We start from the raw sequence: 26101 nt of genomic DNA on the forward strand, positions 1-26101 counted from the left end.
GCCCGGGGCGGGTCAAGGGGTGCCCGAGGGACGAGCCCCTGGCCTTGACTCACAATGCCTCGGTGCGCAGGGCCTCCACAAGGTTGAGCGCATGCGTCTTGTGGAGCGCGTATCCGGCGCTCGCGGCGAGCACGGCAACCACCACGGCAAACGCGAGCGCCACGTGCCCCCACGGCATGTCGAGGACGAGCGTCGAGAAGGACGAGCTCAGCGCCCAGAAGAGCCCAACGTTCACCACGGCAGCCAGCGCCACGCCGCCCAAAAGGCCCTTCACCGCGAAGTCTGCGCACTCGAGGAAGATCATGCGGCGAAACGCCCGCCGCCCCATGCCGGCCGACTGCAGCGCCGCGAACTCGCGCGTGCGCAGCATGAGGCCGGACGCGATGGTGTTGAAGACGTTGGCCACCGCGATCGCCATCGTGATCGCGACGAAGCAGTAGAGGAAGACGCGCACGGTGAAGTCCATCGCGCGTGCCTGGCGCGTGCTCTCGGCGATGTTGTTGCTGCCACCGAGCTCGAGGTCGTCCCGCGCGTCGATGATGGCCTCGGCCGCCTCGACCGTCGCCTCCTCGTCGGCATCCGCCGCGAAGCTCGCGAGGTAGCGCGTGTAGCCGTTTGCGGTGAGGGCGGCGCAGGCGTCGTCTGAGGCCAGCACCGCGGCGAGCGGCATCACGAGCACGAGGCGGTTGGTGTCGCCCATCTCGCGCGTACCGAGGGGGAAGTCGTCGCCGAGCTCGTCGGTCGCGGCTGCCACCGGCACCTCCAGGCTGGCGAGCCCCGCCTCCTCCGCCGGCTTGAAGCCCTCATCGCCGGTCTCGGGGTCGAGCGTGATGATGCCGAGGCCTCGCTCGGCGTCCCAGTCGAGCCACTGGTCGTCGGTGAGGTCCGCAGGTGGGGCGAGTAGCTCGAGCGAACCCGGCGCACCCGTGAGGGGCGCCACGCTGCCGTAGCTTCCCGACGTGGTGACGCTCGCCCGGTTGAGGACCACGCAGGCGAGGCTTGCGGGGTCGGCCTCCGCGCCGGTGAACCCCAGCCGCCCGGCGAGCGCGGCCCAGGTCCCGTCATCTACGAGGCAGACGAGCGCGGAGCCCCAGCCGTCCCGCCCGAGCGCGAAGCCGCCCATCGAGCCGCGCATCGACTCGTCGAAGGCGTCGATGCCGTCCCAGTTGACGCATGCCGGGTCAAGACGGACGCTTGCGCCCACCTGAGACGTGCCGTAGGCCCGCGCAACGCCGCTCACGCCCGAGAGCTCGTCGACCACGTCCTGCAGCTCGTCGGTGAGGGGGTTCTCGCGCAGGTCGGCGAGGTCGCGCCCGGCACTCGTACCGGAGGCGAGGCTCGCGTAGAGCTCGAGGTCCGCCGCGCCGCCGGTGTTGAGGTAGCTCGTGGCGCCGGTGAGGTAGTCGGAGACGAGCCCGGCGGTCACGAGCAGCGCGATCGATACCGCGAGCGATACCACGGCCACGCGGCTCTTGCTCGCCGAGACGGCGAGCGTGCGGCGGGCGAGAAACGCGGGCATGCCGCCGAGCCGTGCCGCCAGGCCGCGCGGGCGGCGCCCGTCGGCGGAGAGATCGTCCATCGCGTCGCGGCGGTGCCGGAACACGCGGCGAAGCCGTCTGCTTGGGCGTACGTCGCGCGCGCCGCGGATGGCGTCTACGGCAGAGACGCGCCCCGCGCGCACCGCGGGCACGAAGGCGCTGAGCAGGAGCGTGAGCGCCGTGAGGACGACGGCGAGCACGAGGTCGCTCGCGCGCAGCGCGAGCCCCACGCTGACGCCCGCGCCCACGATGGCGCTCCAGCCGTCGGCCGTGAGCGCAAAGACCGCGGCGGCCCCGCCCACGCCGAGCACGAGCCCCAGGGGTATGCCGAGCGCGCCGAGCACGGCGGCCTCGGTGTAGACGGTGCGCCTGAGCTGGCGGCGACTCGCGCCGAGCGAGGACAGCAGGCCGAACTGCCGCGTGCGCTCCGAGATGGAGATCGTGAACGCGTTGGAGATGAGCGAGACGGCCGCCACGACGATCACGGCGGCGAGCACGGCCGCGAACTGCCCGAGGCTGTCGAAGATTGCGCGGCTGTTGTCGAGGCCCTGGTACATGAGCAGGCTGTCGTTGGTGCGGTAGCCGTCCACGCCGATGCCCGCGAGCATGTCGGCGATCTCGGAGGTGCTCGCGAAGCCGGTGGTCGAGAAGAACGCGGTGCTGATCTCGTCGCCGGAGGCGGTGGCCGCCGGCTCGTCCGGGCAGACCAGGGCGGCGTCTCCCAGGTTGTAGGTGATCTCGACGAAGCCGACCACGGTGTGGGTGCGCGGGGCGCCCACGTCGGCAAGGGACTCCGAGGCGTTGCTCACGGTCGCCCGGAAGACGCCGTCCTCGCCCTGCTCGTACTCGAGGTCGCCGGAGACGTAGGATCCCGAGGGGAGGGCGACTCCGCCCGTCGCGAGCGTCCGACGCCCGAGTGCGAGTGTGACGGTGCTCCCAAGCTCGAGATCGCCGTCCGAGCTCGCGCCGGCCGCCACGCCCGGCAGCGCCGAGTCCGCGTCCTGACCGAGCGTCCGCCCGCGCAGGTAGTCCGGCAGCGCGATCTCGCCGGGAGACTCCGGCAGGCGGCCCTCGGTCACCTCGGGCGTGCGCACGACATCGTAGGCGTCGTCGCCCGCCGCGTGCGCGGTACCGTCCTGCTCTTGGGGCAGCGTGAGCACGCCGAGAAAGACGCCGCTGTCCGCTGCGCTGTCGGCGGGGAGTGCCGCGGCGCCGAGGTCGCGCCACGTGGCCAGCCGGTCGAGCTTCTCGCCGGCTGCCGTGCGTAGCTCGTCGAGCTTCTTGGGGTCTGTGTAGTCAAAGCTCACCTGCCAGACGCCGTCCTGCGCCTGCCTCTGAGTGACGAGCGCGGAGCGCAGGCTCGTGACGCTGGCGAGCACGGCCGTGAGCAGCCCGCACGCGAGCGCCACGCCCACCACCGTGACCGTGGTGCGCACGCGGTTGGCCGCGAGCGAGCGCAGCGTGAAGCGGGTGAACACGTTGCCGCGGGGCACGGCGGCTGCGGGGGCGCCGGCCGTGCCGGCACGCGGGTCCTTCTCGCCGCGCGCGTGGCGCCCGCGGCCCTCGCGCCGGACCCCGTGGTCCTTCTCGCCGCGCGGGTTCTTCTCGTCGTGGAAGTGCCTGGCCATGCCGCTCACCTCGCCCTCGTGTCGGACGCCACGTGGCCGTCCTCGAGCGCGATCACGCGGTCGGCCGTGAGCGCGATCTCCTCGTCGTGCGTGATTACGACGAGCGTCTGACCGAGCTCCTTGTTGGAGCGGCGCAGGAGGGCCATGATGTCGGCGGAGTTTTTGGAGTCGAGGTTGCCGGTGGGCTCGTCGGCGAGCACCACGGCCGGCGCGTTCATGAGGGCGCGCCCGATGGCCACGCGCTGCTGCTGGCCGCCGGAGAGCTGGTTGGGCAGGTGGTGCTCGCGACCGGTGAGGCCGAGCGTGCGGATGAGGCCCGTGAGCCGGCGTTCGTTGACGGCGCGGCCGTCCATGAGCACGGGCAGGCACATGTTCTCCACCACGTCGAGCACCGGTACGAGGTTGTAGAACTGATACACGAGGCCGACCTCGCGGCGGCGGAAGACCGCAAGCTGCTCGTCGGTGCGCTGGAAGACGTCCTCCCCGTTGAGGTACACGGTGCCGGAGGTCGGCCGGTCCACGCCGCCAATCAGGTGCAAAAGTGTCGACTTGCCGGAGCCGGAGCTGCCGATGATGGCCAGGAACTCGCCGGCCGCCACGGTGAAGCTCACGTCGTCGAGCGCGCGGACGGCGGTGTCGCCCGCGCCGTAGGTCTTGGTCAGGTGCTCGATTCTCAGGATGTCCATGGTGCCTCCCTGAACGGGGCCTTCTCTCGATTCTATGGTGGGGGAGCGCCCCTGCGCGGACGTGACACGCGAGTGACGAATCTGTCAGGCGGGCGGGGCGGCGGCTGGGCGGCAACTCGCGCGAAGTTACGTTCTTCTCGCCGTTCTTGCTTTTCTCGCTTTTCGCGCCTGAAGCGTGATTTCCAGCGAGCCGCCAGCTGGCACCTCGCTCGAAGTCACGTTTTCCGTGCCAAAAGTGTGACTTCCAGCAAGCTCGCGAATGACGACTCGTCCGTTGTCACGCTTTCTGTGCCGAAATCGTGACAACCAGCGAGGCGATACGTGGCAGCTCGCTCAAAGTAACGCTCTTCTTGCCGGAAGCGTGACAACCAGCGAGCTGGCGAATGACGACTCGTCCGTTGTCACGCTTCCGCACCAAAAGCGTGACAATCAGCGAGGCGATACGTGGCAACTCTCTCGAAGTCACGTTTTTCTCGCCGGAAGCGTGATTTTCAGCGAGCCGACAGCTGGCAACTCGCGCAAAGTCACGTTTGGGAGGCGGAAAGCGTGACTTTGCGCGAGCCGGCGAGAAGAACCACACGGCGAGAAGCACCGTACGCCGAGAAGAACCACGCGCCAAGCCGAGCTCTCAGCCGCCGCTAGACCACCGCGCTGAAGAACGCGATGTCGAACCGCGCGCCGCCGTCGGGGGCGTTGCCCGCCCGGATCTGGCCGCCCTGCGCGGTGACGAGGCTCTGCGCGAGCGCCAGGCCGATTCCCACGCCGCCCGGGTCGACCTCGGACGCCGCCGTACCCGCCCCCGTCGCTCCGGCCGCCCCGCCGCGGTAGAACCGCTCGAAGACGTGCGGCAGGTCCTCGGGCGCGATGCCGCCGCCCGTGTCCTCCACGCGCACGCGGAAGGCGAGCGCGTCCTGCCACGCCCGCACGCGCACGCACCCGCCGGCCGGGGTGTGCTCCAGGCAGTTCTTGAGTACGTTCTCCAGCGCCTCGGCCGTCCAGGAGAGGTCCCCCTCGAAGCCGGCGCCCGCCTCCACGTCCCGCTTGAGCGTCACGTCCGCGAGGTCGAAGGCCACCGCCAGCGGCTCGGCGGCCCGCTCCACGAGCTCGCCGGCGTCCACGCGGGCGCGCGCGAAGCTCACCACGCCCGCGTCGATGCGCGCGAGCTTGAGCAGCGAGGCCACGAGCCACTCCACGCGTCCCTCGAGGCGCTCCATCGTGCGCAGCCGCGCAAGCTGGCCGTCGCGCCCTCCCTCGGCGGCAAGCTCGCGCCTCACGAGCGCCGTCATGAGCGCCAGGGAGGTGAGCGGGGTCTTGAGCTGGTGCGAGATGTCCGCCAGCGCGTCCGCCAGCGCGTTCTTCTCGCGCTCGAGGTCCTCGTTGGCAAGCGTCAGGCGGCTGCGCATCTTGTCGAGCTCGGAGGCCAGGATCGCGAGCTCGCCCTCGCGCATGCGCTCGAAGCTCACGTCGCGCGCCCCGTGCAGGACGTCGTCGATCTGCGCCGCGAGCCGCGCGAGCGCCCGGTAGCGCGCCCGGGTGAAGGCCAGCGCCACGAGCGCGCACGCCGCCGCCGTCAGCGCCACGGCCGCCGCCGCGGCGGGCCCCAGTGCAAGGCCGGACGCCAGCGCCCCGGCGGCCCCCACGGCGAGAAGCGCCAAGAGCTGCAGCCTGACCTCGCGGTTTCGCGTGAGCACGCCTCGCCTCGCCCCCTAGCCCTGCGCCCGGTAGCCCAGGCCCCGCACGGTCACGATGAGCGCGGGCGAGGCCGGGTCGTCCTCCAGCTTGTCGCGGAGGCGCTTGATGTAGACGGAGAGCGTGTTCTCCTCCACGTAGGCGCCGGCGTCGTCCCAGAGGGCCTCGCGCATCATGTCGCGCGTGACCAGACGGCCGCGGTTCTTGGCAAAGAGGAGGAGCAGCCGGTACTCGAGCGCGGAGAGCGCCACCTCGCGGCCGTCCTTCTCCACGTGGGCGCGGTCCGGGTCTATCTGCACGCTCCCTAGGCGCAGCACCGCGCGCTCCGGCCGGGCGCGGCGGATGGCGGCCCGCACGCGCGCCACGAGCTCGCGCGGGCGGAAGGGCTTGGCCACGTAGTCGTCCGCGCCCATGGCGAGCCCGGTCACGGTGTTGAGCTCGTCGTCGGCGGCAGTGAGGAAGATCACCGGGACCTCGGGCGTGGCGTGCTTGATGGCGTTGCAGACGGCAAAGCCGTTGCCCTCGGCCAGCGTAAGGTCCACGAGGGCGAGCGCGTAGTCGGCGTGCGGGGCGCAGGCCAGCTCGACGGCGCCGGCCTGGGTGGGGGAGGCGTCCACGACGAAGCCCTCGTTGGCCAGGAGCTCGGAGAGCCCCTCCACGATGAGCGGGTCGTCCTCCGCGAGTAGGATCCGCAGCATGGTCGGCATGGTCGCTCCTTTCCTTGTCCACGAGTATACGGGGCGCCGCCCGAGCCCGCCGTGACGCTTTCGTCACGCGGCGGCGCGCAGGCCGGACCGGCCGGCTGTCCCGTCCAGCCCCGCATATCCGTTGAACTCGGCGAGCGGACGGTTCTTCTCGGCAAAGGGGTAAACGGCGTGTTTCCACGCGGTTATCGGATGGCAACTGTGGCGATGCCGTGGAGCCAGGAGGCGCATTATGTCACCGTGTCAACATCTGACTGCAAGAAAGGATCGACATGAACGGAATCGTCATCGTGCTCTTCGCGGCCGTGGTGCTCGTGGCCGGGTACGCGCTCTACGGCCGCTGGCTGGCCAAGAGCTGGGGCGTGGACGCCGACGCCATCACCCCGGCGCGGCGCATGGAGGACGGCAAGAACTTCTCGCCGGCCTCGTGCTTCACCGCGTTCTCCCACCAGTTCAGCTCCATCTGCGGCGCGGGCCCCGTCACGGGCACCATCGCCGCAATGATGTTCGGCTGGCTGCCGGTGCTGCTGTGGGTGCTCGTGGGCGGCATCTTCTTCGGCGCCGTGCATGACTTCGGCGCGCTCTACGCCTCCGTCAAGAACAACGGCAAGTCGCTCGCCCAGCTCATCGAGAAGTACATCGGCCACACCGGCCGCAAGCTCTTCCTGATCTTCAGCTGGCTCTTCACGATCATCGTGATCGCTGCCTTCGTGGACATGGTCGCCGGCACCTTCCAGGCCACCTTCGGCGCCGACGGTGCCGTTGACGTGGCGAAGTCCTACGCCGGCGGCGCGGCGGGCACGATCTCGATCCTGTTCACCTTCGTGGCTATCGCCTTCGGCTGGGCGAGCCGCCGCTTCGGCCTCTCCGGCCTGCCGCAGCTGGTCCTGGCCGTGGTGCTCTTCGTGCTCATGTTTGCCGTGGGCATGCAGCTTCCGCTCTACCTGAGCAAGTACGGCTGGTTCGCCGTCATCGCCATCTACCTGCTCTTTGCCGCGGCCATGCCCATCCAGACCCTCAAGCAGCCGCGCGACTACCTCACCTCGATCATGATGATCGTGATGATCGTGTGCGCCGTGGTGGGCGTCTTCGTGCTCGGCGCCAACGGCCAGGCCCAGATGACCGCCCCGATGGTCGCCGACATCGGCGCGCTGGCCGACAAGGGCAGCTACATCTTCCCGCTGCTGTTCGTCTCCGTGGCGTGCGGCGCGCTCTCCGGCTTCCACAGCCTCGTCTCCACCAACACCTCCTCCAAGCAGGTGTCCAACGAGAAGGACATGCTGCCGGTGGGCTACGGCGCGATGGTCGCCGAGTCGTTCGTGGGCGTGCTGGCCATCGTCTTTGCCGCCATCATGTTCTCCGACCTCAACACCGCCGGCACCGGCGCGCTCAACAACGGCGTCGCCGCGACCCCGTTCCAGATCTTCTCGCAGGGCGTCGCCCGCGGCATGACCGCCTTTGGCGTCGACTCCACGCTGGCCACCGTGTTCATGACCATGTGCGTCTCCGCGCTGGCGCTCACCTCCGTGGACGCCGTGGCGCGCATCGGCCGCCTCTCCTTCCAGGAGTTCTTCGCCAAGGGTGACGACGCCGCCGAGGACGTCGAGTCCGAGAGCACCGGCGCCGCCAAGTTCTTCTCCAACACCTGGGTCGCCACCGTGGTGACGCTGCTTCTGGGCTTCGCGCTCGCCTTTGGCGGCTACAACAACATCTGGCCGCTCTTCGGCGCCTCCAACCAGCTGCTCGGCGGCATGACCATGATCGCGCTGGCCGTGTTCTGCAAGTGCACCGGCCGCAAGGGCTGGATGCTCTACGTGCCCGTGGCGTTCCTGCTGGTGTGCACCTTCACGTCCCTGGTGCAGAGCATCATCGGCTGCGTGAACGCGCTCGCGACGGGCGGCGCGGCGGTCATCGCCACCTCCGGCCTGCAGCTCGTCTTTGCGATTCTCATCGTGATCCTGGGCATCTTCGTGGCCTACCACTGCCTGCGCGAGCTCTTCACCAAGCAGTCCGGCTCCATCCCCGATGAGGAGCCCGAGTGGTCCGAGCTCGGCCGCGAGCACTGCGGCACCGAGGCCAAGTAGCTTCGCGGTCTCGTTCGTCTGATCGGCTTGGAAGGGCCGCCGCATCCCGAGGTGGGGTGCGGCGGCCCTTTGGTTTTCGAGGTTCTTCTCGCCGGCTTTGACGGGTCAGGCCCGGAGGTCGCGCACCGCTTCCGGACGGTTCATCAGCGGGAAGTGTCCAGAAACGGTGCGTGGGCAGACGGGCGCACCGTTTCCGGACGAACCTGGCGAGAAGAACGTCCGAAAACGGTGCGGCCCAACCCGAGTCGCGCCGCCCGCGCGCTACGCCAGCCCGCCGGCCTCCTGGATCCCCGGCACGGCGGGAATTGTGGCAAAGCCGCGCTCGAGCTCCTCGTCGGAGGGCACGTGGTCCTCCATCTCGCCGCGGTTGAACTTGTCGTAGGCCACCATGTCGAAGTAGCCGGTGCCCGTGAGGCCAAAGAGGATCGTCTTGGCCTCGCCGGTCTCGCGGCACTTCTCGGCCTCGCGCATGGCCACGAGGATCGCGTGTGCGCTCTCGGGCGCCGGCAGGATGGTCTCGAGCTTGGCGAAGCGCTCTGCCGCCGCAAAGACGTCGGTCTGCAGCACGGCCTCGGCGTCGAGGTAGCCGTCGTGGTGCAGCTTGGAGACGATCGGGCTCATGCCGTGGTAGCGGAGGCCGCCCGCGTGGTCGGGGCTCGGGATGAAGCCGTTGCCGAGGGTGTACATCTTGCAGAGCGGGCAGGTCTGGCCCGTGTCGGCGAAGTCGTAGGCGTAGCGCCCGCGCGTGAGCGAGGGGCAGCTCGCGGGCTCCACGGCGATGAAGCGCGTGTCGGGGTGCACCCCGGTAAGCTTGTCGCGCATGAAAGGCGCGATGAGGCCGCCGAGGTTGGAGCCGCCGCCCGCGCAGCCAATCACGATGTCCGGGTACTCGCCGAGCTCGCGCAGGGCCTCGTAGCTCTCAAGCCCGATGATCGACTGGTGCAGGACCACCTGGTTGAGGACGCTGCCCAGCTGGTAGCGGCCGCGGTTCTCCGGCACGTGCAGCGCGCGCTCCACGGCCTCCGAGATCGCGGTGCCGAGGGACCCGGACGCGTCCTCGGGGTGCTCGGCGAGCATGCGCCGGCCGACCTCGGTGGAGTCGCTCGGCGAGGGCGTCACGTTGGCGCCGAAGGTCTCCATGATGTTGCGGCGGAACGGCTTCTGCTCGTAGGAGCAGCGGACCATGAAGACGTCGAGGTCGAGGTGGTAGTGGGCGGCCGCCTCGGCGAGCGCGGTGCCCCACTGGCCCGCGCCCGTCTCGGTGGTGATCGTGGAGAGCCCCTGCTCGTGGGCGTAGTAGGCCTGCGCGAGCGCCGAGTTCAGCTTGTGTGAGCCGCTCGTGTTGTTGCCCTCGAACTTGTAGAAGATCTTGGCGGGCGTGCCCAGCGCGCGCTCGAGGTTGTACGCGCGGCAGAGCGGGCTCGGCCGGTAGACCTTGTACATCTCGAGCACCCCCGCCGGGATGTCGAAGTACGGCGTCTCGTCGTCGAGCTCCTGGTCGACAAGCTTGTCGGCAAAGACCGGCGCGAGGTCCGCATGCGTGGCCACGGCCCCGTTGGGCAGGCGGATGGGGTCGGGCTTCTCGGGCATGTCGGCGCGCAGGTTGTACCAACGCTTGGGGATCTGGTCCTCGTTGAGGTAGAGGCGGTAGGGCTCGGTGGCGTGCGTGGTGGTCTGAACGTCGCTCATGGCTTTTCCTTTCGTGGGCGGAGAGCGGACGGTCCGTGTCTGGGCGGGGGAGTGGCCGGGTCCCGCGCCCGCCGCCTGCGCGGCACAAGAAAAGGGCCCCCGGAACTGAGTCCGAGGGCCCGATGTGTGCACGTAGGTGGCCTGGTCAGTCCGGGATGAGGGTCGTCCTTGTCCACCACCACGCGCGAGCGCCGGCAAGCGCCGAGGCGCTGAGGGCTGCGATGCGCGGGCTGTAGGTCATGGGACAACTGCCTCCTTCTGGACTGGTTGCGCTGCACTCTACCGGGGAAACGTTTCCGGCATGTTACGAATCTGCTAAAGAACCGCTTGCCAGCGATTTGGGGTCCGCTCGCAGGAGGGCGCGCGCCCCGCGCTCGTCAGGGTAGGCGCCGGCGAGAAGAACGTGGAAGCGCGCGTTGTGGCTCGGCTCCCGGAGGTGCGTGAGCTCGTGGGCGACCACGTAGTCGAGACAGGTGGGCGGGTAGGCGGCCAGGCGCACGTTCACGCGGATGTGCCCGGTGGCCGGGGTGCACGACCCCCAGCGGGAGGACATGGCCCGCAGCTGCCAGGCACTCGCGTGCACGCCGAGCGCGGCCTCCATGCGGGCCGCGACCTCGGGGAGGCGGGCGGCGAGCTCGCGGCGGTAGAGCTCGTCGGGGGCGGCGCCGGCGGGGAGCTCCACGAGGCTGCCCCAGAGCGGCACGCGGCCGTCCGGCGCCGGGTCCGTTGCCGCCGCCCGCCGGCCTACGCGCTCGCGCAGCCAGGCCTCGTGCGCGTCCAGGAAGCGCTGCGCCTCGTCGAGCGGACAGCGAAGCGGCACGGAGAGGTGTGCCGAGCCGTCCGCGCGCACGCGCAGGTTGAGGCGGCGCACGTGCTTGCGCTCCGCCTCGACGGGCACGCCGTCGGGCCCGCCGGCAAGGAGGGTCCCGAGCGGCCGGCCGCCGCGCGCCGCACGTTCTTCTCGCCCCATCGACCGCACGTCTCGGGGGAGCCTACGCCTCGGCCACGCGCACGCCGTCGATGAACACGGCGCGCACCTCGGTCATGACCTCGAAGGGGCTTCCGTCGCAGATCACGAGGTCGGCGTCCTTGCCCACTTCGAGCGAGCCCACGCGCTCGGCCACGCCGATGTGCTCGGCCGGGTTGATCGTGATCGCGCGCAGCGCGGAGAACGGGTCCATGCCGGCCTTCACGGCCATGCCCGCGCACAGGGGCAGGTACTGCTGGGGGATGACGGAGTTGTCGGTGATGATGGAGACGTGGCAGCCCGCGCGGTCGAGCACGCCGGGGGTGGACCAGCTCTTGTTCTGCAGCTCGAACTTGCTCGCGTGGGTGAGCGTGGGACCCACGGCCATGGGGACGCCCTCCTCGGCGGCGAGCTCGTCGGCGATCAGGTGTCCTTCGGTGACGTGCTCGAGCGTGATGCGCACGCCGAACTCGTGGGCGATGCGCAGCGCGGTGAAGATGTCGTTGGCCTGGTGGGCGTGGGCCTTGAGCGGGATGGTCCCGTCGAGCACCGGCAGCAGGGCCTCCCACTTCTGGTTGTAGGCCGGCAGCTTGGAGGCGTCGCCCGCGGCGGCGCGCTTGCGCTCACCGTAGTCGCGGGCCGCGGCGAGCGCGCCGCGCAGGATGGCCGCGGTGGACATGCGCGTTGAGTCGCACTTCTCGCGGTAGACGCGCTTGGGGTTCTCGCCGAAGGCGCACTTCATGGCCACGGGGTCCCTGACCACCATGTCGTCCACGCGCTCGCCGACGGTCTTGAGCGCCACGAAGGTGCCGCCGAGCACGTTGGCGCTGCCCGGTCCGGTGCACACGCAGGTCACGCCCGCCGTGCGCGCCGCCGCAAAGCTCGGGTCGCGGGGGTTCACGCCGTCGATGCCGCGCAGCTGGGGGCTGCAGATGTCGTTCATCTCGTTGTAGTCGCGCCCCTCGTAGCCGATGCCGGAGCCGTCCAGGCCGATGTGGGTGTGGGCGTCCACGAAGCCAGGGTAGACCTCCAGGCCGGCCGCGTCGACGACCTCGCCGCCCTCGGGGGCGTCGAGGCCCTCCCCGATGGCGGCGATCTTGCCGTCGGCAAGCAGGACGTCGGCGACGTAGGGCTTGCGGTGGACGGCGTCGTGGACGAGACCGCCGCGGACGAGGACGGGTGCGGACTGGGTGCGCTTCATGGGCTCCTCCCTGGCTTGGCATGTGCGAACCGGCACCAGTGTAGCCCGATGATACGAAGGGGCAGTCCCTTTGTCTCACTTGCGAAATCCTTAGCTGGCGATAAGGACCTCCGATGGCACCGCGCCCGGCGACGCGCGACGATTTCTGTGTTCTTCTTGGCGCCCCGGGCGTCCGGGGCCTTACGGAAGGGGGCCTTACATGCACGTGCCGCTTGTCTTTCGCCTTGCGCTCGGCAACGTGAGCCGCTGCGCGCGCGACTATGCGGTCTACCTGGTCACGCTGGCGTTCTCCACCTGCCTGCTCTACGCGTTCAACGCCTCGGGCGACTACCTGACGGCACTGCCGCTCACCGCCGACCAGCTTGCCGTGCTCGCCAAGGCGCGCGACGTCGCCGGGGCGTTCTCGGTCTTCGTGGTGCTGGTCTTTGCCGTGCTCGTGGCGTACGCGAGCCGCTTCATCGTGCGGCGGCGGTCGCGGGAGTTCGGCCTCTACGCGCTGCTCGGCATGCGCACGCCCGTGCTGACCGTCGTGCTTGCCACGGAGGGGCTGCTCGCGGGCGTGGGCGGGCTCGCGGCGGGCCTTGCGCTCGGCGTGGCGGCGAGCCCTGCCTTCGGGGCGGTGGCGGCCTTCGTCTTTGGGGTGCCGTGGCGGCTCGCGTGGTCCTTCTCGCCGGGGGCGGCCCTTGCCACCTGCGGCTGGTTTGCCGTCATCGTGGGCGTGGCCGTCGTCTTGTCCATCGTGGACGTATGTCGCCGGCCGCTCGTGGAGCTCATGGGGCGCGACCGCGCGCCGGAGCGGCTGCTCCTTGTGGGCCGCGGCGCCACGCGTGCGCAGGCGGCGCTTGCCGTGGCGCTCCTGGCTGTGGTGTGGGGCTCGTGCGTGGTGCAGCCGGGGCTCTTCGTGCTGGCGATTCTGCCGATGGGGTGGGCCGCCTACGTGGCTACCTCGCTCGTGTTCCGTGTTGTGGCGGCGCGCGTCCCGGCGCTCGCGCGGCGCCGGGCAAGCTACTGGGAGGGGCTGCGCGCCTTCACACTGCGGCAGCTCGAGGGGCGCGTTTCGTCGAGCTGCCAGGTGCTGTCGTGCGCGTGCGTGCTCATGACGTGCGCGGTGTGCATGATCTGCGCGGGGCTCGCCTTCTCCGTGGGCCAGCGCGTGGCGGGCGGTGCCGCGTCGGAGGCGCTTGCGGAGGCGAGCCTCGCGCCGATCGGCTACGTGGGCATCTTCTACGGGGAGGCGTTTCTCGTGGCGGCCGCGGCGGTGCTCGCGCTGCGGCAGCTGAGCCAGGAGGCGGACGCCCGGCGCGCCTACGAGACCCTCCTCGAGCTGGGCGCGGACCCGCGCGAGGTGCGCAGGTCGGTCCGGGTGCAGGTGGGGGCGGCCTTTGCGCTGCCGGCCCTGCTGGCGGCGGCGCACGACCTCGCGGGGCTCACGCTGGTGCGCCAGCTCGCGCGCGGCGTGCCCGACGAGGTGTTCTGCGCGCTTGCGGTGGCCTCGCTTGCGGCCACGCTCGCGCTGCTGGGCGTCTGCTACCTGCTGGTGGTGAGGGGAAGCGGCCTGCGTGCGGAGGGCTCTCTCGCGGGCGGGCGGGCCACGCCGCCCGGCGCGCCTACGCCCGGCGCGCCAGCCTAACTGCCGTGCCCGAGCAGCAGGTCATGATCATTCCCTCAAAGGTCTCGTAGCCAAGGGAGGCGCCCACCACGGCGTCGGCGCCAAGGGCCGCGGCGCGCTGGGCCATCTCCGCGAGCACCTCCTCGCGGGCGCGCTGGAGCTCCTCCTCGTAGCCGGCGGAGCGGCCGCCGAAGACGTTGCGCAGCCCGGCGCCGATGTCCTTGAACATGTTGATGCCGCTCACGGCCTCCCCGGTGACGATGCCGAGGTACTCGCTAATCTGGTGGCCCTCGACGGAGTTGGTGGTGGTGACGATCATCGGTGCTCCTTCCTTACGTTGGGCTTGTGTCAGAGGGACCGTTCCCCTGAGCCGGCGGGGCCCTCTGGCAAAACGGATGATGCGAAGGGACTGTCCCCTCGTATCATTTCCAGGGTGACGACGAGGGTGGGGCCGTCGAGGCGCACGGAGAGCCCCATCCCCTGGGCGGCGGCAAGCTGGGCCGCCACCGCGAGCCCGAGGCCCGAGCCCTCCGTGGCGCGCGAGGCGTCCGCCTGGTAGAAGCGCTCGAACATACGGTCCACGTCAAGCGCGCCCGCGTCGGCGACGGGGTTCGCAAAGTCCACGGACACGCTCCCGGCGCCGTCCGCGCGCGCCGTCACCGCAAGGGCCCCCGAGCCGTGGCGCAGCGCGTTGACCACGAGGTTCTCCGTGATGCGCCCGAGTGCCTCCGCGTCGGCAAGGACGGTCTCGGCGTCCGCCCCCACGCTGAGCGCGGGCTCCCAGCCCCGCGCCTCGAACTCGGGGAAGTGGCCGAGAAGAACCTGCTCCAGAAGCGGCCTCAGCGCCACGTCGGCAAGCTCGAGCGGGGTGTCCGGGTCTGCCGCGCGGGCGTAGGAGAAGAGCTCGTCGAGGAGCCCCGACATCGCGGCGAGCCGTGCGTCGGCGGCCGCGAGCTGGGCGTCCTTGCGCGCCGGGTCCGTCTCCTCCCGAGCGAGCTGGAGGTAGCCGCGGGCGCCGGTGAGCGGGGTGCGCACGTCGTGGCTGAGCGCGGAGAGCCCGCGGGCGAACTCGTCTGAGGCGCGCAGGGCGCGTACGCGCTCGGCGTCGGCCGCGTCGAGCTCGGCGTTCACGGCGTCCACGAGCGCGACCATGCCCGGGAGGCGGCTCGCGCAGGTGAGCCGCGCGTTGCTCGCACGCTCACGGCGCGCGAGGAAGCGCGCCTGCCTCCCGAGCTCGCTCGAGTAGCACGCAACAACAGCGAGCGCCCCGAGCCCCAGTCCCACGACGAGCAGTGCCGCAAGCACGATTCCCTCGGCCATGCAATACCCTTCCAAGAGGTCGACCCACGTCTCCATGGTAGGGCTTGCGATCAGCCACTGGGCCACGGACCGCAGCCAGCGGTAAAGCGGCTCGAGGAGCGCGTCGACGCTCATGCGACGTCACGCCTTGCTCCGACGAGGGTGCCGAGTGCGGCGCACGCAAGGCAGAGCGGCACGCAGACGGCGAGCGTGTGCACGGCCGGGGACAGGCCGGCTGCGTCAACGGCGAGAAGAGCCTCGGCGCCCTGTATGATCACGCTGAGCGAGGAGACGGGCGCCCAGGCGAGCGCCGCCTCGATCGCGCCCTCCCAGCCCAGGCCGAGCGCGTCGCTCACGAGCAGCAGCCCCGAGAAGAGCGCCTGCTCCGCCAGGGCGCTCCCGAGGCCGAGGGCGGCGACGAACGCGAGTGCGCGGCTGCGGAAGAGCTGTCCCACGAGTAGCGTGACGAGCGCGTACGCGCAGCCGACGAGCCATGCCGCCCCCGCCCAGGCCGCGACCTGCCAGAGAGGCTCCACATTTGCCACAGGCCGCGCGGTCACGAGGACGCCGACGCCGCTGAACAGGAGGTAGGCGAGAAGGACCGCGAAGGAGAAGACTGCCACGAGGACGTACTTCTCGACGAGGTAGGGGACGCGCCCGCACAGCGAGGCGAGCAGTGTGCGGTCGTAGCCGCAGTCGGAGTCGGCGGTCGAGAGGTAGGCGGCCAGAAACGGCGCGACCATGGTGGCAAGCTGGATCGAGCAGCCGCGCCCGTCGAGGCGCAGCGCCCCCGCGCGTCCGGTGATCCCGTCGTAGACGAGGCCCGGCTCGAGCGGCAGCCAGATCGTGAGGACGGCGGTTCCGAGGGTGGCAAGCGCCACCAGCGCGAGCACGACCCACGGCCAGCGCGAGCGCGCGCAGCGCCAGAGGTCGGCGCGCAGGAGGTTGACGAAGGTGCTCATGCGACGTCCCTTCTCGAGGCGATGAGCGCGTCGGCGGCGCCGGCGGCCACGGTGAGCGGCAGACAGACAACGAGTGCGCGGACGGCCGGCGCCACGCCGACGGCGTTGTCCGCCGAGAGCAACGTGGCGGCGCCCTCGGCTATGGCGCCCACGACCTGCGACGGCAGCCACGGGGCGACGACCGCGGCAACCTCGAGGAAGCTCCCGCCGGCAAGCGCCCAGAGCGCGTCTATCCCCACGAGCAGGCCACCCTCGATGATGCCCGTGGGCGCGAGGACCGCAAAGCCCACGGTCACGACCTCGCTGCGGGTGAGGTGCCCCACGAGCACGGTGAGCACGGCGTAGACGCAGCAGACGAGCCACTCGCAGCCGAGCCAGGCCGCCACCTGCCAGGCGGGCTCGGGGTTGAGGACGGGCACGCCGGAGAGCGGCAGGGCAACGAGGCCGAACACAAGGGCCAGAAGCAGCGTCGCGCCGGCGAGAAGAACCGCGAACACGCACTTCTCGACGTGCCACGTGATGCGGGCGCGGTGGCTCAGGGACGAGAGGAGCGTGCGGCCAAAGCCGAGGTCGGCGCGGTCGCAGACCACGAGGGCCATCATGATGGAGACGAGGCTCTCCACCCCGCCGAGGCTGAGCGCCGACCCCGTGAGGCGATCGAAGGCGACGGGCCCCAGGTGGGTCCAGCGCATGAGCAGCACCGGCGCGAACGTCAGGAACGCCACGAGAGCGACGACGAACCAGGCCCAGTGCGACCGTGCGACGCGGTAGGCGTCCGAGCGCAGCAGGGCCATCATCGCTCGTCACCATCCCTCGGGCCACGCGGGGCGCCTGCGCGCGCGTCCTTCTCGACGTCCTTCTTGCCAGTGCCCATGAGCTCGACGAAGTACTCCTCGATGTCGCGTTCCTGCTGGGAGAGCTCGCGGACCTCGACGCCAGCCGAGAAGCACGCCGAGCTGACCTCGTCGAGCGAGGCGCCCGTCACCACGAGTGCCCCGTCCGGCTCGGCGCGGAAGGTCGCTGCCGGCAGCGCCTGTTCGAGCAGGGCGAGCGCGCGCTCGGGGGAGGCGGTGCGCAGGCGCACGGAGCTGCCGCAGCGCTCGTGGAGCTCCTCGTCGGTGAACTCGGTGACGAGCCGCCCCGCGGAGATGACGCCAAAGCGGGTGGCCACGCGGTCGAGCTGGTCGAGCACGTGGGAGGAGATCATGATCGTGACGCCGTGCTCGTGGTTGAGGCGCGTGAGCGCGAGGCGCATGGCGCGGGTGGCCTCGGGGTCCAGGCCGTTGAACGGCTCGTCAAGGAGCAGCAGGTCGGGGCTGCCCACGAGCGCGAGGGCAAGGCCGAGGCGCTGGCGCATGCCGAGCGAGTAGGCCTTCACGCGGCGGCGGTCGAGCGGGTCGAGGCCCACGAGGGCGAGCAGGTCGTCGGCGACCGCGCCGGCGTGCGTCATGCCAAGGGCGAGCGCCTTGGTCACGAGGTTGTCGCGCGCGGAGAGGCTCGCGAGCAGCCCCGGGCTCTCGATGAGGGCACCGATGCGCGAGAAGCCCTGCGGGGTGGCCCCGCCGCCCGTCGGGTCGCCGAAGAGGGTGACCTCGCCGGCGGTGGGCCGTGCGAGCCCGGCGACCATCTTCATCGTTGTCGACTTGCCCGAGCCGTTCTTGCCGACGAAGCCGTAGATCTCGCCGGCGGCCACGGTCATGTTAAGGTTGTCCACGGCCAGCTTGCGCCGGTAGCGCTTGGTGAGGCCGTGCGTCTCTATGACGTTCACGATCGCTCCTTTCCTGGGGGTGACTCCATCGTGGCGCGTCACCCTTCAGAAACCGTGAGCCAAGTCTTAAGAAAGTTTGAGGTTGAGACATTGGGGACAGGTTCGTTTGTCTCATTCGATGTGCCCGCAGTGCTGGCTTATGGGCAATGAGACAAACGAACCTGTCCCCCAGTGTCTCATCTGGGCAATGAGACAAACGAACCTGTCCCCAATGTCTCACGCGAGCTTGAAGCCCATGCCCCAGACGGTTCTGACGTAGTCGTCGGTGCCGGAGGCGCGCAGCTTGGCGCGGATGTTGGAGACGTGGACGGCGACGGTGGAGTCGTCACCGGCAAAGGGCTCGCCCCAGGCGAGCTCGAAGAGCTCCGCCTTGCTGAAGACCTTGTTGGGGCGGCGCACGAGGAGCTCGAGGATGTTGAACTCTATGCGCGTGAGCGCCACGGTGCCGCCCGGCTCCCCGTTCTCGCCGGGGGAGACCTCGAGCGTGCGGGCCTCGGGGTCGAGCGCCCAGCGCCGCCAACGCAGGGTGTCGTGCCTGCCAGCCGTCGGCGAGACGCCGCGGTGACGAAGCTGGACCTCCACGCGGACGACGAGCTCGTCGAGGTCGAAGGGCTTGGTGAGGTAGTCGTCGGCGCCGAGGCGCAGCAGCTCCACGCGGTCGGCGGGCGTCGTGCGCGCCGAGATGACCACGACGGGCGTCGTCGCGTCGCGCGAGCGGATGAGGCCGACGAGCTCCTCGCCGGTGACGCCGGGCAGCATGAGGTCGCAGACGACCACGTCGAACGCGGCCCGCCCGCCCGCGCCCTCCAGGAGCAGGCGGGCCTCCGAGCCGGAGAACGCCTGCGTGACGCGGTGCCCTGCGCGGCCGAGCGCCGTTGCGACCACGTCGTTGATCGCGGCGTCGTCCTCGATGACGAGTATGTCTGCCACCCTGCCCCCTCTGCTGTCCTCATGTGGCTCAGTGCTGCCGGCTCCGTGCTGCGGGCCATGCGTCGCCGCCGGCACGTCGCGGCCGTCTGCCGCGCCGCCCGCCGCAGGCGCGGCAAGCTGGCTTCATGGCCGGCACCTGCGCAGCGCCGCCTAGCGCCGCCCGCCGCAGGCGCGGCAAGCTGATTTGCAATTATGCGGTAAGTGTGACGCATTTTTTGGCTCTCACGAGTAGCGGCATCGCAAAGTCCCAGTTGAGACAATAAACTCTGGAATCAAAACGGGCCCTTGTCCCGAAAAGGCGTCACACTTATGAGCAAATTGCAAATTGAGAGGCCCCGATCTCACACTTATGGCACTTTTGCAAGAGACAAGGCTGGGCGTCCACATCAAGTGATACGAAGGGTGATACGAAGGGACTGCCCCTTCGTATCATCACGCAGTTTTGAACCGATTTCGAGAATCGGGACTTTCCACGGCGCCCTTTGGGTACGCTATCCAAGTTAGACATATCGCCACACGTTGATAGAACCTGCACCCGGAGGACCCATGCTCGAGCTCAACGGCATCTGCAAGCGCTACACCACCGCCTCCTTCACGCAGGTCGCGCTCGACCACGTCTCCGTGGCCTTCCGCGACAGCGAGTTCGTTGCGGTGCTGGGCCCGTCCGGCTCCGGCAAGACCACCATGCTCAACATCGTGGGCGGCCTCGACCACTTTGACGAGGGCGACCTCGTGATTGACGGCATCTCCACCCGCGAGTACCGCGACCGGGACTGGGACGCCTACCGCAACAACCGCATCGGCTTCGTCTTCCAGAGCTACAACCTCATCCCGCACCAGACGATCCTCGCCAACGTGGAGCTCGCCCTCACGCTCTCGGGCGTGGGTCGCGCCGAGCGCCGCCGCCGCGCGCTGGAGGCCCTGGCGCGCGTGGGTCTTGCCGACCACGTGAACAAGAAGCCGAGCCAGCTCTCCGGCGGCCAGATGCAGCGCGTGGCCATCGCCCGTGCCCTCATCAACGACCCCGAGATCCTCCTGGCCGACGAGCCCACCGGCGCCCTCGACTCGGAGACCTCCGTCCAGGTGATGGACCTACTCAAGGAGGTTGCGCAGGACCGCCTGGTGGTGATGGTCACCCACAACCCCGAGCTTGCGCGCCAGTACGCCACGCGCATCGTTGAGCTCCACGACGGCCACATCACCGCCGACTCCGACCCCTTCGACCCGGCGAGCGCCCCGCGCCGCGAGGCCAAGCCCGCCCGCCGCACGTCGATGAGCTTCCTCACCGCGCTCGGCCTCTCGTTCAACAACCTCATGACCAAGAAGGGCCGCACGATCATGACGGCCTTCGCCGGCTCGATCGGCATCATCGGCATCGCGGCCATCCTTGCTCTGGCCAACGGCGTCAACGGCTACATCGCGCGCGTGGAGGAGGACACGCTCTCCAGCTACCCGCTCTCCATCAGCAAGCAGAGCTACGACCTCTCCTCGATGCTCTCCGAGACCGGCGGCTCCTCTGACTCCGCCGACGCCTCGTCTGGCGAGAAGGACGGTGCCGCCTCCGACGTCGCCGCCTCCGACCCTGGCGCCACCACGATCCCCGAGTACACGATGCTCCAGGACATGTTCGCCTCGGTGGGCTCCAACGACCTCTCCGGCCTCAAGAGCTACCTCGACTCCGGTGAGGCCGGCATCGAGGACGACGTCAATGCCATCAAGTACGACTACGGCCTCACCCCGCTCGTCTTCTCCGCGGACACCTCCAACGGCGCGGTCCGGCTGAGCCCCAACGCGCTCGCCACCACCATGACCGGCGGCGCCTCCGGCACCGTGACGGCCGGTATGAGCGGCGGCGGGATGTCCGTCTACAACGAGATGATCGACGACCAGGAGCTCCTCGACTCGCAGTACGACGTCGTGGCCGGCCGCTGGGCGAGCGCGCCGGACGAGTGCGTGCTCGTGCTCACCCAGAGCGGCGGCATCAGCGACTACACCCTCTACGGCATCGGCGTGCTCGACCCCAGTGAGCTCGCGGAGATGGTCTCCTCCACGATGGGCGGCACCGCCGCCGAGACCGACATCTCTGACGCCGACGTCGACTTCACCTACGACGACGCCCTCTCCCTCTCCTTCAAGGTCGTGAGCCCCGCCGACACCTACCGCAGAAACGCCGAGACGGGCGGCTGGACCAGCATGGCCGACGACCCCGACTTCATGGCGCAGGCCGTCGAGAACGGCCTCGACCTGCACGTCGTGGGCGTGGTGCGCCCCAACGAGAGCACCGACGCCAAGGCGCTCTCGGCCGGCATTGCCTATACCCACGGCCTCACCGAGGAGCTCATGGAGCGCTCCACGAGCTCCGAGATCGTCCGGCAGCAGCTCGCCGACCCCGAGACCGACGTCTTCACTGGCGAGACCTTCGCCGACCTCCAGGAGCAGGCGCGCCAGGGCGTGAACCTCGAGGACCTCTTCACGGTCGACGAGGGAGCCCTGCGCTCCGCCTTCTCCTTCGACACGAGCGCGCTCGCCGCCGGGTTTGACCCGTCGGGCCTCGACCTCTCCGGCATCTCCGTGGACCTCTCGGGCGTGGCGAGCCAGGTCGACATCGACGCGCTCGTGGCCGGCGTGCCCGCGCCCGACTTCTCCGCCATCCTCGACGAGCAGCTTGCCGACCCGCCGCTCACCACCGACCAGCTCCAGCAGGTCGCGAACCTCGGCGGCCAGCTCACGCAGGACTTCGTGGTCTGGTGGGGCCAGAACGGCGGCGCGCTCGACCCCAACGACCCCGCCTTCGTCCAGAAGCTCGTGGACAACCTGGAGACCTACCTCGCCACCGACGACGCACAGGCCCTGCTCGCCCAGATCGATGCCGTAGCGGGCCAGCCCGTGCGCGACCGCGTGGAGGCCATCGTGCGCGACTACGTCTCGGGCAGCCTCGCCCCCTACCTGCAGAGCTTCCTGCAGTCCATGTCCTCCCAGATCGGCAGCGCCATCTCCGCGCAGCTCCAGTCCGCGATATCCTCGGTCCTCTCGCAGTACGCCGGCCAGGTGGCCGCGAGCCTCCAGAACCTGCAGACCGCCTTCCACGTGGACGCAGACGCCCTCGCCTCGGCCGTGCACTTCAACATGGACGCCGAGGACCTCGCCTCCCTCATGGAGAGCTACGCCAACGCAAGCCAGCTCACCTACGAGAACAACCTCACCACGCTCGGCTACGCCACCGAGGACGACCCGGCCGCCGTCCAGATCTACCCGCGCGACTTCGAGGCCAAGGAGCGCGTGCTCGACGCCATCGACCGCTACAACGACGAGCAGCGCGCCGCCGGCAACGACGAGGGCGTCATCACCTACACCGACTACATGGGCGTCATCATGGGCAGCGTGACCGACATCGTGAACATGATCTCGCTCGTGCTGGTGGCCTTCGTGAGCATCTCGCTCGTGGTGAGCTCCATCATGATCGGCATCATCACCTACATCAGCGTGCTCGAGCGCAAGAAGGAGATCGGCATCCTGCGCGCCATCGGCGCCTCCAAGAGAAACGTCGCCAATGTCTTCAACGCCGAGACCTTCATCGAGGGCCTCATCTCCGGCCTCTTCGCCATCGCCGTGGTGCTGGCGGTCTCGGTCCCCGTGAACTCCTGGGTCCTGCGCGAGTTCGCCGTCGAGAACATCATGAGCCTGCCGTGGGACTCCGCGGCCGTCCTCGTGGTCATCTCCGTGGCGCTCACCGTGATCGCGGGCCTGCTGCCCGCGCGCAAGGCCTCGCACGAGGACCCGGTCGAGGCCCTGAGAAGCGAATGACGTGAGGGCCTTCTCCCGGGGCATAGTCCGCGACGTCACCGGCTCGCTCGGACGCTTCCTCGCGATCCTCGGGATCTGCGCCCTCGGCTGCGGCTTCTTCGCCGGCCTGCGCATGGCCGGTCCCGACATGCGCGCCGCGGCCGACGCCTACTACGACCAGACCCGCCTCTGGGACCTGCGCGTGCTCTCGACGCAGGGCCTGGCAGACGCCGACCTCGACCGGCTCTCCCAGGTGGAGGGCGTCTCGGCCGTGGCCGGCTCGACCTTGGTCGACGTGATGGCCCGCTTTGGCTCGGAGCAAGTGGCGACCCGCGTGGCCACCCTGCCACCCGAGTACCTGCTCCCCGGCGACAAGAACGGCGAGAACGATGGCGAGAAGAACCCGGCCACCGACGCGTCCGCCCCCACCGACGAGCCCTCCCTCAACCGGTTGATCCTGCGTTCCGGCACCTGGCCCTCCGCGGCGGGGGAGTGCGTGGCCTCCGCCGACAACCCGGCCCTGCCCGTGGAGCCCGGCGACGTCATCGAGGTCCTCTACGAGGCCGGTGGCGGCGACGTGCTCGCCGCCACCGAGCTCACCGTCACGGGGACCGTGAGCTCGTCTGCCTACCCCTACACGGTGAGCTTCGGCTCCACTACGCTCGGCTCCGGCATGATCGACCAGTACCTCTTCGTCCCGGCGGACACCTTTGCGCAGGGCACCCCTTACACCGAGGCCTACCTGCGCGTGGACGGCGCGGACGCCTACCGGAGCGGCGGGGAGCAGTACCAGCAGGCCGTCGGCACGGTCGACTCCGCCCTCGAGTCCGCGTCCGGCGCGCTCGCCGGGGCGCGCACGGAGGACCTGCGCGCCGACGCCCAGGCCCAGGTGGACGAGTCCGCCGCCGAGCTCGCAGACCAGCGCGCCTCCGCGGCCTCCGAGCTCTCCGCCTCCCGCACCGAGCTTGACGCCGCCGCGGACCAGATCGCGGACGGCACCTCCCAGCTCCAGTCTGGCGAGAAGGACCTCGAGGCCGCCCGCGCCGAGCTCGCCGCCCGCCGTGAGGAGGCCGCCTCTGGGCTCGCCTCCGCCCAGGCAGGGCTCGACGACGCCCAGGCCCAGATAGACTCCCAGTCCGCCGCGCTCGACGCCCAGGCCGAGCAGGTCGAGTCAGCGCGCGCCTCCCTCGAGTCCGGCCTCCCGGCCCTTCTCGCCACGCTCGCCGACCAGGGCGTGACGGCCACCAACCTCCCCTCGGCGCGCACCGGTGTGGAGGAGGCCTCAGCACAGGTCGCCGACGCTCGCGCCGCCCTCGCGCCGGTGCTGGAGCAGCTCGGCGCGCTCGAGGCCGCGGGCGCCCTCACGCCCGAGCAGCAGACCCAGCTCGAGCAGGCCCGCGCCCAGGACGCCCAGCTCGCCGCACAGGCCGAGGCCCTGGGCGCGGCGCTCGCGCAGGTCTCCCGGCTCGAGCAGGCGCAGGCCGCCGTGGCCGCCTACGACGACGGGCGCGCCCAGCTCGCCTCCGCGCAGGCGGAGGTGGACTCCGGGCGGCAGGGGCTTCTCGCCAGCCAGCAGGAGGCGGACGCTCAGCTCGCCGACGCCCAGGCCCAGATAGACGCCTCGGCTGCCCAGCTCGAGCAGGCCCGCGCCGAGCTCGCCTCCGCGCAGGACGCCTACGACGAGGGAGAGGCCGCCTGGGAGGCCTCGCGCGCCGAGGCGGACGCCCAGCTCGCCGAGGCCCAGGCGGCGCTCGACGACGCCCAGGCCCAGGTCGACGCCATCGAGCCCGGCCAGCTCTACGTCCTCGACCGAACGCAGAGCGAGGGCATCGCCACCTACCAGGCCGACTCCGAGCGCATGGACACCATCGCGACGGTCTTCCCGTTCATGTTCTTCCTCGTGGCCGCGCTCGTCTCGCTCACCACGATGACGCGCATGGTGGAGGACGAGCGCGTGCAGATCGGCACGTACAAGGCGCTCGGCTACAGCACCGCGCGCATCGCCGGCAAGTACCTCGCCTACGCCGGTGCCGCCGCGCTCACGGGGGCCGTGCTCGGCGTGGCCGTGCTCACGCAGGTGCTGCCGTTCATTGTGTCCTCGGCCTACGGCATCATCTACGCGGTTCCGCAGCAGGGCTTCCCGCTGCCCATCGACCCGATGGTGGCGCTCACCTCCGGCGGCCTGGGCGTGGCCGTGACGCTGCTCGCCACCTGGGCCGCCGTGGTCTCCTCCCTGCGCGAGACCCCGGCCGCCCTCATGCAGCCCCGCGCCCCGCGTGCCGGTCGTCGCATCCTGCTGGAGCGCGTCCGCCCGCTCTGGCGCCGCCTCTCCTTCTCCTGGAAGGTCACCTGCCGAAACCTCTTCCGCTACAAGAAGCGCCTGCTCATGACCGTGGTGGGCATCTCGGGCTGCACCGCGCTGCTGCTGGTGGGCCTGGGCCTGCACGACGCCATCTGGGATATCATCGACAACCAGTTCGGGCCCATCGCCCACTACGACACCACGGTGAGCCTGGATGAGACGGCCACCGCCGCGGATGCCGACGCGGTGGACGCCCTGATCGGGTCGACGGACGGCTCCCGCGTGCTTGCGCGCGCCCAGCTCGTGAACGTGCAGGCGGGCTCCAACGCTGCGGACGGGACGATCTCGGTGCAGGTGGTGGTGCCTGAGGACCCGGGCAGCTTCGACGACGCGGTGAGCCTGCGCGAGCGCGTGTCCCAGAGGCCGCTCTCCCTCGTTGCCGACGGCAGCGGCATCATCCTGGGCGAGAAGACCGCCACCAAGCTCGGCGTTGCCGCGGGCGACACCGTGACCGTCTTTGGCCAGGACGCCGTGGGTACCGCGACGGGCACCGGGTGCACGCTCACCGTCTCTGGAATCGCCGAGAACTACGTGGGCTCGGTGGCCTACCTCGCGCCTGCGGCGTGGGAGACGCTCCGCGCCGGGGGCGTGGTGGACGCAGAGGAGCCGTCCTTCTCGACCATCTACGCCACCACGAGCCCGGACGCCGCCACGCGTAACGCGCTGACCGACGAGCTACAGGGCACCGGGCACGTCTCGACCGTCGCCTTCACCGACGAGACGGTGGCCATGTACCGGGAGATGCTCTCCGCGGTTGACCTCATCGTGGTGGTGCTCATCGTGTCCGCGGCGGCGCTTGCGTTCATCGTGCTCTACAACCTCACCAACATCAACATCGGCGAGCGCGTGCGCGAGATCGCCACGCTCAAGGTGCTTGGCTTCAAGCGCGGCGAGGTGGGCGCCTACATCTTCCGGGAGATCGCGCTGCTGGCGCTTCTGGGGGACGCGCTCGGCATGGTGCTCGGCACCTGGCTCGAGGGCTTCGTCATCGTGACGGCGGAGGTTGACGTGGTGATGTTCGGCCGCGTCATCCACCCGCTGAGCTATCTTGGCGCCTTTGCGCTCACGCTGGTCTTCTCGGCGCTCGTGATGCTGGCCATGCGCCGCCGGCTCGACGCCATCGACATGGTAGAGAGCCTGAAGTCGGTGGACTAGCCGTTGCGTGGGGAACGCCCTCGCCGGCCTAGCTCGAGAAGGAGCTG

At 70.3% G+C, this 26101-nt stretch carries 17 protein-coding genes; 4 read left to right on the plus strand and 13 right to left on the minus strand.

The features are described from left to right. Positions 1-49: 49 nt before the first annotated feature. From H9X80_RS07265 to H9X80_RS07280, 4 genes are all read right to left on the minus strand, one after another. The gene (locus H9X80_RS07265; protein WP_204793684.1) at positions 50-3166 is read right to left on the minus strand and encodes an ABC transporter permease; all 3117 of its coding nucleotides are present in this window, start codon (positions 3164-3166) and stop codon (positions 50-52) included. Positions 3167-3171: 5 nt separating this feature from the next. Continuing rightward, entirely contained in the window at positions 3172-3852 is a 681-nt protein-coding gene (locus tag H9X80_RS07270; protein WP_204793685.1) for an ABC transporter ATP-binding protein, read from the minus strand. A gap of 638 nt (positions 3853-4490) precedes the next feature. Then, positions 4491-5543, minus strand: a complete 1053-nt coding sequence (locus H9X80_RS07275; protein ID WP_204793686.1) for an ATP-binding protein — start codon at positions 5541-5543, stop codon at positions 4491-4493. Between the two features lie 15 nt (positions 5544-5558). Further along, positions 5559-6248 carry a response regulator transcription factor gene (locus tag H9X80_RS07280; RefSeq protein ID WP_204793687.1) on the minus strand — a complete coding sequence of 230 codons (690 nt, stop codon included), beginning with the start codon at positions 6246-6248 and terminating at the stop codon, positions 5559-5561. A 269-nt stretch (positions 6249-6517) separates the two neighbouring features. Between H9X80_RS07280 and H9X80_RS07285 the strand changes: the two genes are divergently transcribed. Continuing rightward, positions 6518-8329: a carbon starvation CstA family protein gene (locus tag H9X80_RS07285; RefSeq protein ID WP_204793688.1), complete on the plus strand. Its 1812-nt coding sequence runs from the start codon at positions 6518-6520 to the stop codon at positions 8327-8329. A gap of 261 nt (positions 8330-8590) precedes the next feature. Here the strand turns inward: H9X80_RS07285 and H9X80_RS07290 are convergent, their stop codons facing one another. From H9X80_RS07290 to H9X80_RS07300, 3 genes are all read right to left on the minus strand, one after another. After that, the gene (locus H9X80_RS07290; RefSeq protein WP_204793689.1) at positions 8591-10018 is read right to left on the minus strand and encodes a TrpB-like pyridoxal phosphate-dependent enzyme; all 1428 of its coding nucleotides are present in this window, start codon (positions 10016-10018) and stop codon (positions 8591-8593) included. Between the two features lie 304 nt (positions 10019-10322). Next, a complete protein-coding gene (locus tag H9X80_RS07295; RefSeq protein WP_204793690.1) occupies positions 10323-10988 on the minus strand; it encodes a M48 family metallopeptidase in 666 nt (221 codons plus the stop codon). 22 nt (positions 10989-11010) lie between these two features. Beyond that, positions 11011-12186 (minus strand): amidohydrolase, encoded by a 1176-nt coding sequence (locus H9X80_RS07300; protein WP_204793691.1) that lies wholly within the window; start codon positions 12184-12186, stop codon positions 11011-11013. A 199-nt stretch (positions 12187-12385) separates the two neighbouring features. Here H9X80_RS07300 and H9X80_RS07305 point away from each other — a divergent pair, with 199 nt between their 5' ends. Then, positions 12386-13816, plus strand: coding sequence for an FtsX-like permease family protein (locus H9X80_RS07305; RefSeq protein WP_204793692.1), 1431 nt, complete (start codon positions 12386-12388; stop codon positions 13814-13816). Here H9X80_RS07305 and H9X80_RS07310 read toward each other — a convergent pair. The 6 genes from H9X80_RS07310 to H9X80_RS09380 all read right to left on the minus strand — a co-directional run bounded on the left by H9X80_RS07310 (position 13794) and on the right by H9X80_RS09380 (position 18754). Continuing rightward, positions 13794-14114: a YbjQ family protein gene (locus H9X80_RS07310; RefSeq protein WP_204793693.1), complete on the minus strand. Its 321-nt coding sequence runs from the start codon at positions 14112-14114 to the stop codon at positions 13794-13796. The two genes, H9X80_RS07305 and H9X80_RS07310, sit on opposite strands and share 23 nt — an antisense overlap. A 29-nt stretch (positions 14115-14143) precedes the next feature. After that, positions 14144-15229, minus strand: a complete 1086-nt coding sequence (locus tag H9X80_RS07315; RefSeq protein ID WP_239471795.1) for a sensor histidine kinase — start codon at positions 15227-15229, stop codon at positions 14144-14146. Beyond that, a complete protein-coding gene (locus H9X80_RS07320; protein WP_204793694.1) occupies positions 15226-16056 on the minus strand; it encodes a hypothetical protein in 831 nt (276 codons plus the stop codon). Before H9X80_RS07320 ends, H9X80_RS07315 begins: the two co-directional genes overlap by 4 nt. Continuing rightward, positions 16053-16850, minus strand: a complete 798-nt coding sequence (locus H9X80_RS07325) for a hypothetical protein (RefSeq protein WP_204793695.1) — start codon at positions 16848-16850, stop codon at positions 16053-16055. The genes H9X80_RS07320 and H9X80_RS07325 overlap by 4 nt, the downstream gene beginning before the upstream one ends. Beyond that, positions 16850-17824 carry an ATP-binding cassette domain-containing protein gene (locus tag H9X80_RS07330; protein ID WP_204793696.1) on the minus strand — a complete coding sequence of 325 codons (975 nt, stop codon included), beginning with the start codon at positions 17822-17824 and terminating at the stop codon, positions 16850-16852. The genes H9X80_RS07325 and H9X80_RS07330 overlap by 1 nt, the downstream gene beginning before the upstream one ends. 216 nt (positions 17825-18040) lie before the next feature. Beyond that, positions 18041-18754: a response regulator gene (locus tag H9X80_RS09380; protein ID WP_204793697.1), complete on the minus strand. Its 714-nt coding sequence runs from the start codon at positions 18752-18754 to the stop codon at positions 18041-18043. A 546-nt stretch (positions 18755-19300) separates the two neighbouring features. Here H9X80_RS09380 and H9X80_RS07340 point away from each other — a divergent pair. Together H9X80_RS07340 and H9X80_RS09385 are read left to right on the plus strand one after the other, a co-directional pair. Next, a complete protein-coding gene (locus H9X80_RS07340; protein WP_204793698.1) occupies positions 19301-22558 on the plus strand; it encodes an ABC transporter ATP-binding protein/permease in 3258 nt (1085 codons plus the stop codon). A gap of 1 nt (position 22559) precedes the next feature. After that, positions 22560-26054, plus strand: a complete 3495-nt coding sequence (locus H9X80_RS09385) for an FtsX-like permease family protein (RefSeq protein ID WP_204793699.1) — start codon at positions 22560-22562, stop codon at positions 26052-26054. Positions 26055-26101 lie beyond the last annotated feature (47 nt).

This window comes from Olsenella profusa (assembly GCF_016900315.1).
Taxonomy (GTDB): domain Bacteria; phylum Actinomycetota; class Coriobacteriia; order Coriobacteriales; family Atopobiaceae; genus Thermophilibacter; species Thermophilibacter profusus_A.